Source organism: Stenotrophomonas sp. YJH_SMC_16, from assembly GCF_059367875.1.
On the sequence record NZ_JCAFRH010000001.1, the window covers coordinates 748,665 to 763,256 of the forward strand.

11 protein-coding genes are annotated in these 14,592 nt (G+C 65.2%); 6 read left to right on the forward strand and 5 right to left on the reverse strand.

What is annotated here, in order from left to right; genetic code table 11:
• Nucleotides 1-332: 332 nt before the first annotated feature.
• Nucleotides 333-1,820, forward strand: coding sequence for a S1 family peptidase (locus AC5P6E_RS03380; protein WP_191863376.1), 1,488 nt, complete (start codon nucleotides 333-335; stop codon nucleotides 1,818-1,820).
• 39 nt (nucleotides 1,821-1,859) lie between these two features.
• Here the strand turns inward: AC5P6E_RS03380 and AC5P6E_RS03385 are convergent, their stop codons facing one another.
• Nucleotides 1,860-2,567: a WYL domain-containing protein gene (locus AC5P6E_RS03385; protein WP_019336704.1), complete on the reverse strand. Its 708-nt coding sequence runs from the start codon at nucleotides 2,565-2,567 to the stop codon at nucleotides 1,860-1,862.
• Nucleotides 2,567-3,202, reverse strand: a complete 636-nt coding sequence (locus AC5P6E_RS03390; protein ID WP_134959477.1) for a Rossmann-fold NAD(P)-binding domain-containing protein — start codon at nucleotides 3,200-3,202, stop codon at nucleotides 2,567-2,569. Before AC5P6E_RS03390 ends, AC5P6E_RS03385 begins: the two co-directional genes overlap by 1 nt.
• Nucleotides 3,203-3,309: 107 nt before the next feature.
• On the opposite strand from AC5P6E_RS03390, the gene AC5P6E_RS03395 reads away from it, so the two are divergent.
• Nucleotides 3,310-4,848, forward strand: a complete 1,539-nt coding sequence (locus tag AC5P6E_RS03395; RefSeq protein ID WP_495230694.1) for a GGDEF domain-containing protein — start codon at nucleotides 3,310-3,312, stop codon at nucleotides 4,846-4,848.
• Between the two features lie 95 nt (nucleotides 4,849-4,943).
• Here AC5P6E_RS03395 and AC5P6E_RS03400 read toward each other — a convergent pair whose 3' ends face one another.
• Nucleotides 4,944-5,870, reverse strand: coding sequence for a DUF808 family protein (locus AC5P6E_RS03400; protein ID WP_019338541.1), 927 nt, complete (start codon nucleotides 5,868-5,870; stop codon nucleotides 4,944-4,946).
• 209 nt (nucleotides 5,871-6,079) lie between these two features.
• On the opposite strand from AC5P6E_RS03400, the gene AC5P6E_RS03405 reads away from it, so the two are divergent.
• Complete coding sequence (locus AC5P6E_RS03405) at nucleotides 6,080-7,723, forward strand: ABC1 kinase family protein (protein WP_237707049.1); 1,644 nt, start codon at nucleotides 6,080-6,082, stop codon at nucleotides 7,721-7,723.
• A gap of 240 nt (nucleotides 7,724-7,963) precedes the next feature.
• Nucleotides 7,964-10,069: a phosphoglycerol transferase I gene (locus AC5P6E_RS03410; protein WP_019338539.1), complete on the forward strand. Its 2,106-nt coding sequence runs from the start codon at nucleotides 7,964-7,966 to the stop codon at nucleotides 10,067-10,069.
• Between the two features lie 533 nt (nucleotides 10,070-10,602).
• On the opposite strand, the gene AC5P6E_RS03415 is transcribed toward AC5P6E_RS03410, so the two are convergent.
• Nucleotides 10,603-12,972 (reverse strand): DUF3772 domain-containing protein, encoded by a 2,370-nt coding sequence (locus AC5P6E_RS03415; protein WP_050815671.1) that lies wholly within the window; start codon nucleotides 12,970-12,972, stop codon nucleotides 10,603-10,605.
• Between the two features lie 141 nt (nucleotides 12,973-13,113).
• Entirely contained in the window at nucleotides 13,114-13,362 is a 249-nt protein-coding gene (locus AC5P6E_RS03420; protein WP_006474562.1) for a hypothetical protein, read from the reverse strand.
• Between the two features lie 183 nt (nucleotides 13,363-13,545).
• Here AC5P6E_RS03420 and AC5P6E_RS03425 point away from each other — a divergent pair, with 183 nt between their 5' ends.
• The gene (locus AC5P6E_RS03425) at nucleotides 13,546-14,040 is read left to right on the forward strand and encodes a lipocalin family protein (protein WP_019336294.1); all 495 of its coding nucleotides are present in this window, start codon (nucleotides 13,546-13,548) and stop codon (nucleotides 14,038-14,040) included.
• 121 nt (nucleotides 14,041-14,161) lie between these two features.
• Nucleotides 14,162-14,590 carry an SMI1/KNR4 family protein gene (locus AC5P6E_RS03430; RefSeq protein ID WP_019336293.1) on the forward strand — a complete coding sequence of 143 codons (429 nt, stop codon included), beginning with the start codon at nucleotides 14,162-14,164 and terminating at the stop codon, nucleotides 14,588-14,590.
• The last annotated feature ends 2 nt before the right edge of the window (nucleotides 14,591-14,592 follow it).

The window sequence follows — 14,592 nt, forward strand, 5'->3', positions numbered from 1 at the left end:
GCGATCATGGTGGAACACGTCTGCTGACAGATTCTGTCAGTAGATCAAGCAGATGAAGTCGACCGGGTAGAGTCGATCGTCGTTCGAACATCTCGCGTATTGCGGGCATTTCCGCCATCGGATGGAAAAACAGGCGACCCACTGTGATCTCGCGACATATCGCAAAGCCAAGTCATGATGGGAGCTGTCGTCGGCGATGAACCTTCGCTCTTTTTGAGCCCCCCGGACCAATCAAAGGGAGACGCAGTTACCAGTTGCAACAGACAGAAGTGATTTAGAGTCAAATGCAGACGGAACGCAATTTCACATAATACACATGAAAAGGAAAGTTCATGACCACAATACGCAGATATCTCCCGTTATTGGCAGCCATCATCACCGCTTCTCCCGCCTTTGCGGACGACGCCCCCAAGGATGTGGCAATACAGCACTACGCGGAAACCATGCACATAGGCACGTTCGAAGCCGCGCAACGAATGGATGCGGAACGGGCCGCCGGTAAACTCAGCGCACGGCTTCAGAGGGAGAAGCCTGAGACGTTCGCCGGCCTTTACATCGAGCACTCCCCTGAATTCAGGATCGTCGTGAAGTTCACTGGCGATGCCTCGGGCCAGCTATCTGCCTATACCAAAGATCGCCTCTACGTCGCGGAAAATTCGCCACGCTCTCTCGAGCTTCTCCGCGCCACCCAGGCGGAAGTGTCCGAGCAGCTCGTCAAGGCGGGCATCGAATTTGCGGCCACGGTAGACATAAAGAATTCCATCGTCGAGGTATATGTACGCGATCCCGATGCCGTACGCGCCAGACTTTCCAATCTTCTCTCCGTCGTCGACTTCATCCGCGTAAAAGAGACCACAGGTTTCATAGAGCCAACAAACACTGTGGCGGGCGGGCGGCGACTGGAGGGCTACCAGCAGCAACTCTGCACAGCAGGCTTCAACGTGGTCGAAACTGCAACTCGCGAACTAGGCTTGGCCACTGCCGGTCACTGTGACAACGACAATTATCAACGCAACCCAACCGCTCGCATTCTGTTCAAGAGTGAACGCAACAAAGGATCTTACGACGTTCAGTGGGGTGCACAGCAGCGTGGCGGCGTCATCTTCTCCCAGTCGAACGAAATCATTGTCGATGGGGAAAAGCTGGCGATAACCGATGAGGCATCACTTGCCGACATGACACCAGGCACAACGGTCTGCAAGTTCGGCGTAACGACCGGTCGCACATGCGGATCCATCAAAGACGCAGAGTTCGCAGCCAACTGGAAGGGGGAAGCCGGCACCTACGTCCAAGTCGTCAGCCTTGATGGAACCGTGATGAACAAAGGCGGCGATAGTGGTGGTCCCGTCTATGCCGGCAACTCCGCCTACGGCCTTGTTCATGGCAGGGGAAACGATGGCTCTCCTTGGGAGAATGACCTTTTCTTCATGCCCATAGAGAGAATGTCCACCCTGGGCGTCGCTACCCTGACGAAGCCATTTCAGCTGGACAGCGTTCCAAACGTGTCTGGAACAGGCGCCAGCGTTACTGCCACGATGAACTTCAGTGGGTATCCGAGGTTTCCGGTATACATCAACCTCGAGGTCGTGACGTGTCCCGCCGGATGGATCTGCATCGGGGGGCGCGCCAAAGTCGACAAGAACATTCCATCTCCCATCACCTTCACCTGGGGTTGTACACCCAGTAAACCTGGTGAACCCCAAGTTTCGAGAGTCAGGACATTCTTGGAAGATGCGTCGGGCCTCGTAACCCAGGCCATAGAGTCGACGATTACCTGTACCACCCCGACCTCCCCGGCACATAGCCAACCAGCTGTGTAAGCCCACCACGTTGATGCACAGCGCCATTCCTCATTGTGGCTACGAACGATCCAGCCAGTCCGGTGCGATGCCCTGTGCTTTCTGCCAGCGCCGCAGCAGGGTGGCGCGTGGCACGCGGTAGTGATCCTCCAGCACACGCACCTGGCGGATGCGATCCAGCCGGAAATGACGGAAATCCTCGCGGCGCTCGCACCACGCCGCCAGCATCGGCACTTCATCGAAGTAGCCCAGCGCGAACGGCCAGACGGTGCGCTCGGTACGCTGGCCCTGCGCGTCCTCGTAGCCGAACTTCAATCGCTGCTGCGAACCCACAGCTTCACGCACGGCCTGCAGGCGCGCGGGGGGAACCTTGCTCCCAGCGCGCGAAGGGCCCACGCGCAGGCCACTGTCACGCAAGGCTTCCCGGCGCGCGGCTGGCAGCACATGCGCGATACGCGCCAGGGCGTCACGTGCTGCCTCGGCCAGCGCAGGCTCGGTGCGGGCCGCGACCCAGCGCAGGCCCAGCACCAGCGCATCGATCTCGGCCGGTGGCAGGGTCATCGGCGGCAGGGTATCGCTCGGCGCCAGCTGGTAGCCGACGCCGGCCTCGCCACGCAGGTCGGCGCCCTGCTCGCGCAGGGTCTCGATATCGCGGTACAGCGTGCGCAGGCTGATACCCAGCGCATCGGCCAGCACCTGCCCCGCGACCGGCCGTCGATGGCGGCGCAGCAGCTGCAGCAGCTGGGTCAGGCGCAGCGCACGCGACATCAGCCGACCAGCGCGCGCGATGCCACCACGTGCTCGCCCGGTTGCGGGGCCAGCGCGGCCTCGACCAGTGCCTTGGCGATCTCGCTGGCCGGGTTGATCCGCCACGCACGCGGCAACACCGGCCCCAAAGCACCCAGCACCGTCAGCGCCAGGCGCTCGCCACGACGCACCTCGTTGCGCTCGCCCCCGATCAGGCCGGGACGGACCAGGGTCAACGAGTTGAAGCCCAGCGCGCGCAGGTCACGCTCCAGCTCGCCCTTCACCCGGCTGTAGAAGATCGACGACTGCGGGTTGGCGCCGGCCGCGGAATTCAGCACATAGGTACTGGCCCCCTGTGCCTGTGCGAGCCGTGCGAACGCCAGCGGATAGTCGTGGTCGATGCGATGGAAGGCCTCGCGGCTGCCGGCCTGGGCAATGGTGCTGCCCAGCGCGCAGATGACCGCGTCTACGCGCGCCCATTCGGGCGAGGTGGGCAACGCGTCGAAGGCCAGCACCGGGTTCTCCAGCTTCCCGTGGGTTACGCCCAACGGGCGGCGGGTGGGCGCCACCACGGCGCTGCAGCGCGGGTCGTCCAGCAGCCTGGGAAGGGTCAGCCCGCCGACCAGGCCGGTCGCCCCCAGCAACATCACGCGCATCACCACCTCCACTGCGGCATCCTGTCGCCCATCCTAGCCGTTCAAGCCGTCGGCGGCCGCGCCGATATGCTGGAACCAGTCCCTGCCAGCCCCCCAGGATTCGCTCCATGACGGACCAGCCCGACCACCGCCCTGCCCCCGGCACCGCCCTTGGGCCGCCGGCACGCGTGCGCGCGGTGGTGGACGATGGGCTGGGTGACCGCGTGGTGCTGCAGGGCGGCGGTGGCGTGGCCCTGCAGCAGCTGTTCGCAGGCGCCGACGCGCCGGAACCGCTGCTGGCGGCGTTCGCCAACGGCATGGCCACCCTGCCGGGCGAGCTGGGCGACATGGGCGACCGCCTGCAGTCGGCGCAGGCCAGCGCCGATTGGCCGCGCTACGGCCGCGCGATGCGGCAGCTGATCGACAAGTACATCCGCACCATCGAGCAGCATTCGCCGGACGGGCAGCCGGAAAGCCTGCGCTTGTCCGAGCAGCTGCGGTTGCTGCTGGGCGGTGCGGTGGTGGCCCTGCTGCAGCACGACCCGGACCTGCGCGAGCAAGCGCAGGCCCTGGCCACGCGCCTCCGCCAGTGGCAACCGGGTACCGCACTGGAGCCGATCGAACAGGGCGTGCGCGAACTCGGCCACCAGGTCGGCGTGCGCGCCGAGAGCTGGCAGGAGCAACAGGCGCTGCTGCTGGAGCTGTTCGCCCTGTTGCTGGAGAACGTGAGCGAGCTGCTGGATGACCGCAGCTGGCTGCAGGGCCAGATCGCGGCGGTGCGCCAGCTGCTGGATGGTCCGCTGGAAGCCGAAGCAGTCGAGCGCACCCGCGCCGAACTGCGCGAAGTGATCTACAAGCAGGGACTGCTGCGCCAGGGCATCGACGATTCAAAAGCGGCGATGCGCGGATTGATGGGCGAGTTCATCGAGCGCATGGATGGCATGGCCACCAGCACCGGTGAGTACCATGACCGCATCGGCAGCTACGCGCTGCAGCTGCGTGAGGCGCGCAGCATCGCCGACCTCAACCAGCTGCTGCAGGAGGTGATGCGCGATACCGGCAAGGTGCAGCAGCAGGCTGCGCAGGCCCGCGATCACCTGGCCAGCGCGCGGCAGGAAGTGGAACGCGCAGAGCAGCGCATTGCCGAGCTGGAGCAGGAACTGCGTGCTGCTGGTGACCTGGCGCGTATCGATCCGCTGACCCAGGCACTGAACCGCCGCGGCCTGGACGAACTGCTGCAGCGTGAGCTGGCGCGTGCCATGCGCAACAACTCGCCGCTGGGCGTGGCGGTGATCGATCTGGATGATTTCCACCTGACCAACGAGGCGCACGGTCACGCGGGTGGCGATGCTTTGCTGCAGCACCTGGTGGCCGTGTGCAAGCTGCTGCTGCGCGCCACCGACGGCATCGCACGGTTGGGCGGCGACGAGTTCGTTCTGATACTGCCGGAAACCCAGGGCGCCGACAGCATGGCCACCGTGCAGCGCCTGCAACGTTCACTGGCGCACCGCGTGCTGACCGTGCAGGACCGGCGCGTGCCGGTGCATTTCAGCGCCGGGCTGGCGCAATGGCAGCCCGGTGACGATACCGAGACCCTACTGCGCCGCGCCGATGACGCGCTGTATGCGGCCAAGCGGCAAGGCAAGAACCGGGTGCAGGCGGGCTGATGATCCAGCGTGCAGACGCTGTAGCGCCCGAGCCCATGCTCGGGCGGCGGCGCGCAGCGCCGTAGAGCAGCCGAGCGTGGGCTCGGCTCTACAGATCATTTCCCGCGCAGCTTCTGGAACCCGGTCACCGCCGCCAGCACGATGGCGCCGGCGATGATGCCGACCACCATGTTGGCCGCAGCACTGATCAGCCAGCCCCACTGCCCTTCACCGCCCAGCGCCTGCACCGCGTGGTGCAGCGCCGGCACGTTGTGCACCAGGATGCCGCCGCCGACCAGGAACATGGCGATGGTGCCAGCCACCGACAGGAACTTCATCAGCCACGGCGCCGACGCCACCAGACCGCGACCGAAAGCGGCAATGGCGCCGCCCTTGCGCGACAGGTACAGGCCGACGTCATCAAGCTTCACGATGCCCGCGACCAGCCCATAGACGAACACCGTCATCGCCAATGCAACCACGGCCAGCGTGACCACCTGGTTGGTGAACGGCGCAGTGGCCACCACGCCCAGGGTCAGCACGATGATCTCGGCCGAGAGGATGAAGTCGGTGCGGATCGCGCCCTTCACCTTGTCCTTCTCCCACGCCACCATGTCCACCTGCGTATCGGCCAGCGCCTTGCGCCGTTCGGCCTGATGCTCGGCGTCGTCCTCGGCTGAGTGCAGGAAGCGGTGCGCCAGCTTCTCCACGCCTTCGAAACAGAGGAAGGCACCACCGATCATCATCAGCGGCACGATCAGCGGCACGTTCCAGCCGCGGCTGTGCAGCCAGGCCTCCAGGGCGCTGACCGCCAGTGCTGCCGGTACCAGGATCACCTTGTTGACCAGCGAGCCCTTGGCCACCGCCCACACCACCGGCAGCTCGCGGTTGGCGTTGACCCCGGTCACCTGCTGCGCGTTCAGCGCCAGGTCGTCGCCCAGCACACCGGCGGTTTTCTTCGCCGCGACCTTGGTCAGGACCGAGACATCGTCGAGGAGGGTGGCGATATCGTCGAGCAGGGCGAACAGGCTGGCACCGGCCATGGGAAGTCCAGAGAGGGAATGAGCGGATTCTGACCGATACCGGGGCGGCTGCGGAAGCGGTCGGATTCACCGCGTGCCTACCGCCCCCCGGCGACACTGCGGAATCCGGACATTGCTGGCCAGCGGCCGGCACGACCGTCTTTGCCGCATGGGAGTTCCGCTTGAGCAATCCGCCCACCGCCAATGGCAATCCCCCGCTGGTCAAAGGCATGAACCGGCGCAGCCAGATCCTGCGCCTGTTGATGCGCTACCGCCATTCAGGCGTATTTTCCGGCATGAACCTGGATGCCGCGGGCAATCCGGCCGACGTACCGGCAGATGGCAACCCGGAACAGTTCGTCAGTGACCTGGAAGCCTTGGGGCCCACCTTCGTCAAGCTGGGCCAGATGCTCTCTACCCGCCCGGACATGGTGCCGGTGGAGTTCGCCACGGCGCTGGAGCGCATGCAGGAGAAGGTGGCCGAGATTCCGGTCGAGCGCATCCATGCCATCGTCGAGCAGGAGCTGGGCGCCCCGGTGAACAAGCTGTTCGCTGCGTTCGATCCCGAGCCACTGGGCTGCGCGTCGATCGCGCAGGTGCACCGCGCGGTGCTGCACGATGGCCGCCAGGTAGCAGTGAAGGTGCAGAAGCCTGAAGTCGCCGCGCAGCTGCGTTCGGACCTGGAGGCGCTGCGCAGCTTCGCGCTGGCCGCCGACCACCTGACCCAGGTCGGCCGCCGCGTGCGCCTGCGCGACTGGCTCAACGAGTTCGCCAAGACCCTGATGCAGGAGCTGGACTACCACGCCGAGGCCGAGAACCTGGCCCGTTTCGGCCGGCACCTGAAGCCGTTCCGCCGCCTGTGGATACCGCAGCCGCTGTGGGACTACAGCAGCCAGCGCGTGCTGACCATGGAACTGGCCACCGGCGTGCGCGTGGATGCGATTCCCGATGTGCGCCGCACCGAGCAATCGATGGATCCACTGGCCGCCGCGCTGATCCGCGGCTACCTGGACCAGATCTTCGTGCATGGCGAGATCCACGCCGATCCGCATCCGGGAAACCTGCGGGTGATGCCCGATGGCCGGCTGGCGATCTTCGACCTGGGCATGGTCGCGCACATGCCGCCGCGCCTGCGCGAGCGCCTGCTGAAGATCCTGTTCGCAGCGGTCGATGGCCGTGGCGAGGAAGTGGCCGACGACCTGATCAACATCAGCACGCGGCTGGAGGCGTTCGACGAGGAACGTTATCTGCGCGAGACCGGCCAGTTGATCGCGCGTTACGCCGCCAGCGGCACGTTCTCCGAAGGCCGCGTGGTGCTGGACATGGTGCGCATCGCCACCGCCTGCGGGCTGCGCACGCCGCCGGAACTGAGCCTGCTGGGCAAGGCACTGCTCAACCTGGAAACCGTGTGCCGGCTGCTGGCACCAGAGCTGGAAACACGTCGCATCGTCGAGCGCCAGCTGCAGCACGTGATGCGCGCACGCCTGAAGAAATCGCTGTCTGCCGCCAACCTCGCCAGCGAGGCGATGGAGCTGCAGCAGCTGCTGCGCGATGGGCCGCGCAAGCTGTCGGACATCATGGCCCTGCTGGCCGAAAACCGCCTGCAGATGAAGGTGACCGGCCTGGAAGAATCGCGGTTGATGGAGAACCTGCAGAAGATCGCCAACCGCGTCGCGGCCGGCATCATCAGCGCCGCGTTGATCATGGCCGCCGCGATGATGATGAAGATCGACACCGGCTGGCATCTGTTCGGCTACCCGCTGATTGCGCTGATTCTGTTGTTCATCGGCGTGGTGCTCGGCCTTGGCATCGTGACCAGTGCATTGCTGTTCGACCGTCGCGCACGGGCACGCGAAGAACGCGGGCATCGCTAGCACATCAACGAAAACGCCGTATTCATGCGGTTTTTAATGCAATCCAACGTAGCCTTTCACGCTCGTTTTACCTTCTGAGCGCGATTTCGCGCGCGTCATTCCAACAAACATTTCAGTCAGGTTCGTGCATGCACTATCGGGTCATCGGCCTGTCATGTGCATGTGCTTGCGACAGCGCCGGTCGGATGGACACGCGTCGGTACGACGTCCATCAACATCCCGTCACTGCCGAAGCTGCCTATGCTCTGGATACTGTTGTTGTCGTTGTTGCTGCTGTGCTGGCTGTTCCTCGCGTCCGACAAGTGGGTGTGGTGGAAGGCCAGCGCATTCTCGCTGCTGCTGCTCATGCTCAGCGCATGGTGGCTGATCGACAAGCTGTCCGGTGATGGATTCAACGCTGCAACCCTGTACCACCTCGGCGCCGACATGGAAGGCGCCGGTGTCTCCGACTTCAAGGGCTACATCGCCGGCTTCATCGTGCTGGCGCTGGTCTCGCTGCTGCCGCTGTTCGCCACGCGGGTGAAGCGCTGGCGCCGGCCCGGCCACGGTGGCGCGTTGTTCGCCGGTTTCGCGGCCGTGTGGGTGGCCACGATCATGATCAGCCCACTGGCCCGCGACGGCCAGCGCCTCTACCAGCAGCTGCGCCCGGTCGACTTCGCGCGCATCGCCCCCGAGTACCAGGTGCCGACGCAGCCGCTGCAGCGCCCGCGCAACATCGTCTGGATCTACGGCGAAAGCCTGGAGCGCACCTACCTGGATGAGAACGTGTTCCCGGGCCTGATGCCCAATCTCAACCGGCTGGCCACAAAGTCGCTGGACGTGCGCGGGCTGGCCTCGGCCGAAGGCAGCGGCTGGACCATCGCCGGCCTGGTGTCGTCGATGTGCGGCGTGCCGTTGACCACCTCGCAGGGCGATGAGAACAGCATGGACCGCATGGGCAGCTTCCTGCCCAAGGCGGTATGCCTGGGCGACTACCTGAAGCAGCAGGGCTACACCAACCACTATCTGGGCGGTGCCAACGGCCAGTTCGCCGGCAAGGGCCAGTTCCTGGCCAGCCACGGTTTCGATGAAGTGCATGACCTGGCCTGGTTCAAGCAGCAGAAGAAGATCGGCCGCATCCACTACTCGGCCTGGGGCGTGCACGACGACGTGCTGCTGGACACCGCCTACCAGCGCTTCGAGCAGCTCTCGCGCGCCGGCTCGCCGTTCATGCTGACCACGCTGACCATGGATACCCATCACCCAGCCGGCCATCTGCCGGTGTCGTGCAAGGGCGAGCGCTACCAGAGCCAGTACGGCAACATCAACATGCTCAACGCGCTCAAGTGCAGTGACCGGCTGATCTCGCAGCTGGTGCAGCGCATCCAGGCCAGCCCCTACGGCAAGGACACGTTGATCGTGATCGCCTCCGATCACCTGGCGATGCCCAACGATCTGACCCACATTCTGACCCGGCAGAAACGCGAGAACCTGCTGCTGTTTCTGGGCGATGGCATTGCCCCGCAGCAGCTCAGCGCCGACGCCGGCACCACCCTGGATTCGGGTGCGACCCTGCTCAGCCTGCTGGACCCGAACCTGAAGACGATGGGCTTTGGCCGTTCGCTGATCGATACCCAGCGCGCGCCGAGCGCCAGCGTCGCCGCACGCCGCGACGGTGGCCGCGACTACCCGCAGTATCTGGCCTTCGCCCGTTCACTGTGGCTGGGTGAACCGACCCGCGAGCTGAAGATCGACGGCGACGACCAGGTGGTGGTCGGCCTGCAGCACGTGCAGCCACCGGTGCTGCTCGAGTACGACAAGGACTGGGGTTTGAAGTCCGTGTATCTGGAAAACACCTCGCGCCAGTTCGATGATGCCAACCCGGACAACACCCTGGCCTATGTCGACCGTTGCACCGCGTTCGAGGACGGCTCGGCCGACGGTGACTGGTGCGCCCTGCTGGTCAACCGCGACAACGGCATCAAGCTGTACCGCGACAACGACCTGCGTGGCGGCATTGCCGTGGATGCGCCGCTGGACGCCTTCCAGGGCCCACGCCCGAGCGTGCGCCAGGCACACATGATCACCCAGAAGGGCCGCCGTACCCGCGCCGGCCAGTACATGCTGCAGCTGGTGGCGAGTACGCGCCCGGATCGTGGTTTCTGGATCGAAGCGGTGTCGTCGCAGCGCAAGGTGGTGCTGGCCCAGCAGTGGGTGCAGCCCGATGCTGACGGCAAGATCAACGTGTCGTTCGGGCTGGATCACGAAGTGGACGATCTGGAGATCCGCGCGTGGTTGAACCACGCCGAGAAGCTGGCGGTGGATACGTTCGCACTGGTGCCCTCGCGCAGCCGACCGCGGGGGTAGGGTTCTTTGCAGGGCTGCGCCCTGCACCCGCTACAAGCCGGGGCAACAGCAACGGCAACAGCGTGCATTCCGTGGGATGGCGGGACGGTGTGGGTTGGCAGGACACGCCGTAAACCCGTCCCTGGGGGCTCGATGGCGCCATCCATGGCGCCAACGGTCCTGCCAACCCACACCGCCCCACCTCTGACAGATTCCGTGTGCTGTTGGTGGGTGTCGACCTTGGTCGACACAATCTGTCAGATATCGAAAATCAAAATGGGGTCAGATCCGTTTTCCGGAGGAAAACGGATCTGACCCCAATAGTATTTCCAACAGATCGCGGAAAACTGTCGAAGGCGGGGTGGGTCCGGTTGCGGGAGTGTCCGCGGCATGGATGCCGCGGCCAAGCCCCCATGGATGGGTTTACGGCGTCTCCCGCAACCGGACCCACCTCGCCATCCCACGGAATGCACGCTGTTGCCGTTGCTGTTGCTTCGGCTGTTGCTTCGGCCGTTGCTTCGGCGGGTGCAGGGCGCAGCCCTGCAGAACACCCCCTACTCCTGCGGATCGCGGGTGATGTGGATATCGGTCGGGGTCGACAGCGGAATGTTCCGCTCTGCCAGGATCTGCAGCAGGCTGAAGTACAGATCGCTGCGGGTCGCATACACCTGCCGCGGGCTGGCTACGTACGCGAAGCTGTTGATGGTGATCTGGCCACCGGCAATGCTGTCGATGTAGACCGTCGGTGCCGGCTGATTCAGCACGTTGGTGTGCGCGGTGTACGCATCCAGCAGCGCCTGCCGCAGGTTGCCGACATCGGTGCTGGGCGGCACCGCGAACTGGATCTGGATGCGGCCCTGGTTGTTGCCCATCGTCATGTTGCGCACGGTCTTGGTGACCAGCTCGGAGTTGGGCACGATCAGGGTCGATTTGTCCCCCACCTGGATCTCGGTCGAACGCAGGCTGATGCGGCGGATGTCGCCTTCCTGATCACCCAGCTTCACCCAGTCACCGATCTTCACCGGGCGCTCGGCCAGCAGGATCAGGCCGGAGACGAAGTTCTGGGTGATCACCTGCAGGCCGAAACCAATACCCACCGACAGCGCGCTGACCAGCAGTGCCAGCTTGCTCAGCTGCAGTCCCATCGCGCTCAGGGCCCAGATCACCGCGATGATGATGCCGACGTAACGGGCGACGGTGCTGACCGAATTGCGTGCGCCCAGATCCAGTTCGGTCTTGGGCAGGTAGGTGTCGGTCAGCCAGCGCTGCACCAGCTGGGTGATCGCCAGGCCGGCCAGCAGCGCCAGTACCGCCATCACGATCCCTGCCGGTGCCAGCCTGGTACCACCGATATCGAAGCCGGTCGTGAACAGAGAAGTGAATCGGTCCACTACTGCGCCGATGTTGCCGAACGGCGCCACCAGGGCAAGCAGCGTGAGCAGCACAACCACGGTACGCAGCGCCGCCGACAGCAGCACGCCGGCCTGCTCCAGGCGCGACACGCTCAGGCCGGTGCTGAGCAGGATGGTCTGGCCCACCTTGCTGTCCGCGTTGAGCATCCACGTGCTCAGGTCATCAACGAACTTGAACAGCAGGGTCGCTGCCAGCACCACGATGCTGCCGCCGATCAGCTGCTGGTTCACGAACTTGGCGAAGTTCAGGTAGCCCAGCAACGTCGCGACGATGGCGGCCACCACCGCGACGTTGCCCGCCACGCGTGCCAATACCAGCCAGCTGCTGCGGCGCACCGGCGTGGCCGCGCCCACGCCATCGGCCTGTGCCTCCAGCTTGGCCTCGGCCTCGGCGGTCTGCCGGCGATGCAGGCGTGCCAGGGTCACCAGCATGGCCATGATCAGGCCCAGGTAGGTCAGGGCAATCAGGCCATCCAGCGCCACCGTGGTGACATCGCTGGTGCGCGTGGCCTGGTCGAGGGCCATCAGCACCGTGCTCAGCCAGGCCAGCGCCGCCGCGCCCCACGCGTACTTGCGCAGCTTCAGCGCGGCGGTGTCGTCCAGGTTCAACAGCCGCCATGACGGGCGCTTGGGCACCAGCATGCAGGCGCTGAGTGCAGCGATGAAGGCGGCGCGGAAGGTGGCCGTCTCCAGGCCGTCGGCCACCACCTGCAGGCGCGGCGCGATGGCATCGATGGCGTCCAGCGCCGCCATCAGCACCACCACGGCATAGCCGGGCAGCAACGTGCCGACCAGCAACAACCACATGGCCAGGCCGGAACGGCGCAGGCGTCCATCAGGCGCACGATCGGACGCGGCGAACTGCCGCCCCAAGCGGCGCAGCCACAGCCGCAGCGGGAACATCATCACCAGCGCGGCGATCAGGCCCAGCAACGGCGTGCCCCAGCCATTGGCCCGGACGCCGGCAACGAACGTATCGCGCCCCTGCTCGGCCAACGGCGCGACGCGTGCGATATCGATGGGCAGGCGCTCGGCCACCTTGCTCCACAGTGCCGGAGACAACGGCGAGGCGACCTTCTTCCCCATGTCTTCGGCGCGCTGCGCAGTGCGCTGCTGGTCGATGTCGGCTGCCAGCTGCTGGGCACGCACGGCACTGGTCTTGGCCTGCGCCACCGATGCGGCCAGGCCGTCGCGCTGCTTGTTGATCGTGCGCCGTTGCGCCGCCAGTTCGGGCGGCTCGGTGGTGCCCTCGGCAGGCGTGCCCAGCTGCGCTAGCTGTTCGTCGAGACGGTCCAGCTGCGGCTGCAGCGACTTCTCCAGCGCCTCGGCGTCACGCCGGGCCTTCGAAGCGTCCTCGGACAGCATGGCCAATGTTTCGATGGCCGCGGCATCACCACGCTTGCGGTCGACTTCCTTCAGCTTCGCATCGATATCCGCCAGCTGCTGCTTCGGCGTGGGGTCTTCATCCTGTGCCAGCACCGGCGCGGACAGCAGGAGGGCGGTGCACAGCATCAGGACCCACCAGGGGCCCCGTGCACGGATCGATCGCAGGAAAGAAGACACGCCAGCCACACCGGTTCGCGCGGACCACCGCGCCTGCGCGCGACTATACGGCACAGGCGGTAAAGGGCGGATGGGCGACGCGCAGCAATATCAGTACTTCAGGCGCAGCTCTTCCACGGTCGGCTGCTGCAGCGCGTACCAGTCCTGGAACTCTTCCTCGGTGATCTCATCGGGCGCGTACACCGCCACCGGATGCCAGTCGTGGTCGGTCGGCAGCGGCTGGCGCGGCCCGGCACGCAGGCTGTAGGACACGCCTTCGTAGTCGACCAGATCATCGACCTGCGGCCACTGTTCGCGTGCGAACGCGGATTCACTCTTCAACAGGATCACCTGGTACATCGGCACCTCCACTTCGGTTGGATCAGGAAAACACGGCGCTGGCGGCAGCATACCGCCGCACCGGTGACAACGGGCACGCCGCAGCAGCGACGGAACGTTCTGGACACGGCCATCGCCCCGGCTTCACCCGCCCATGGCAAGGCCATCGGCATCGTGGAGGCCCCCCCCCTGCCACGACCGCCGATGACCGAGCACCCGCCGCTGAAGACCGTTGCCGACCTCAAGCTGCCCCGCTACCTGGGCACCTGGTACGAGATCGCACGCCTGCCAATGCGCCATGAACCGGAAGGCTGCACCGACGTGTCGGCGCACTACACCCTGCTCGACAACGGCAACGTCGGTGTCACCAACCGCTGCCGCATGGACGGCGAGATCGAAGAGGCCACCGGCGAGGCCTGCGCGATCGACAACGACAGCGCGCGCCTGGAGGTCAGTTTCCTGCCCAAGGGCCTGCGCTGGCTGCCGTTCGCCAAGGGCGACTACTGGGTGATCCAGGTCGCCCCGGACTACAGCGTCGCGCTGGTCGGCAGCCCGGACCGCAAGTACCTGTGGCTGCTGGCCCGCGAACCGCAGCTGGACGCCACCGTGCAGGACCATTATCTGGCGTCCGCGCGCCTGCAGGGCTTCGATCTGTCCGAACTGATCCAGACCCCGCATACCGGCCAGCCCACGGCCTGATCTACGGGCAATGGTGGACGCCAACCGACTCCGCCCATGACGTTATCCCCCATCGCGACATTCATCAGCAGCAGGCAAACTTCTGGTTTAACCAGTCCCCGAGAGACATGGAAGAGCAGTCATGGAATATCACCTGACAGAGGGACAGCTCAATGGCCCGGCTGAAATGTCGGCCATTGCTGATCTGTCAGCCCGCGTGGGAGTGGCACTTCCCGAGAGTTACCTTGAATTCCTTAGGGCGCACAACGGTGGCGAAGGATTTATTGGCGACAACTACATTGTCTTCTGGAAAGCGGAAGAGGTGGTCGACTTCAATCGTGAGTATGAAGTTGAATCATACGCGCCGGGCATATTCCTGTTCGCGTCGGACGGCGGCGGGGAGGGATTTGGATTCGACACACTGGACGCAGCAATGCCGGTAGTGCGGATTCCATTCATTGGCATGGAACGTCAGTACGCCCTCCCGGTAGCGCGCGACCTCCCCGACCTGTTTGCTCGACTGCTTGCAGATCAGCCTGAGGACGAGCATGAAATCAATCCGGCAGGCTGACC

Bases quoted from the DNA above. Each gene is read 5' to 3' on its own strand.
- AC5P6E_RS03405 (WP_237707049.1), top strand. From the start codon at position 6,080: ATGAACCGGCGCAGCCAGATCCTGCGCCTGTTGATGCGCTACCGCCAT.
- AC5P6E_RS03380 (WP_191863376.1), top strand. From the start codon at position 333: ATGACCACAATACGCAGATATCTCCCGTTATTGGCAGCCATCATCACC.
- AC5P6E_RS03390 (WP_134959477.1), bottom strand. From the start codon at position 3,202: ATGCGCGTGATGTTGCTGGGGGCGACCGGCCTGGTCGGCGGGCTGACC.
- AC5P6E_RS03410 (WP_019338539.1), top strand. From the start codon at position 7,964: ATGCTCTGGATACTGTTGTTGTCGTTGTTGCTGCTGTGCTGGCTGTTC.
- AC5P6E_RS03395 (WP_495230694.1), top strand. From the start codon at position 3,310: ATGACGGACCAGCCCGACCACCGCCCTGCCCCCGGCACCGCCCTTGGG.
- AC5P6E_RS03420 (WP_006474562.1), bottom strand. From the start codon at position 13,362: ATGTACCAGGTGATCCTGTTGAAGAGTGAATCCGCGTTCGCACGCGAA.
- AC5P6E_RS03425 (WP_019336294.1), top strand. From the start codon at position 13,546: ATGACCGAGCACCCGCCGCTGAAGACCGTTGCCGACCTCAAGCTGCCC.
- AC5P6E_RS03415 (WP_050815671.1), bottom strand. From the start codon at position 12,972: ATGCTGTGCACCGCCCTCCTGCTGTCCGCGCCGGTGCTGGCACAGGAT.
- AC5P6E_RS03400 (WP_019338541.1), bottom strand. From the start codon at position 5,870: ATGGCCGGTGCCAGCCTGTTCGCCCTGCTCGACGATATCGCCACCCTC.
- AC5P6E_RS03430 (WP_019336293.1), top strand. From the start codon at position 14,162: ATGGAATATCACCTGACAGAGGGACAGCTCAATGGCCCGGCTGAAATG.
- AC5P6E_RS03385 (WP_019336704.1), bottom strand. From the start codon at position 2,567: ATGTCGCGTGCGCTGCGCCTGACCCAGCTGCTGCAGCTGCTGCGCCGC.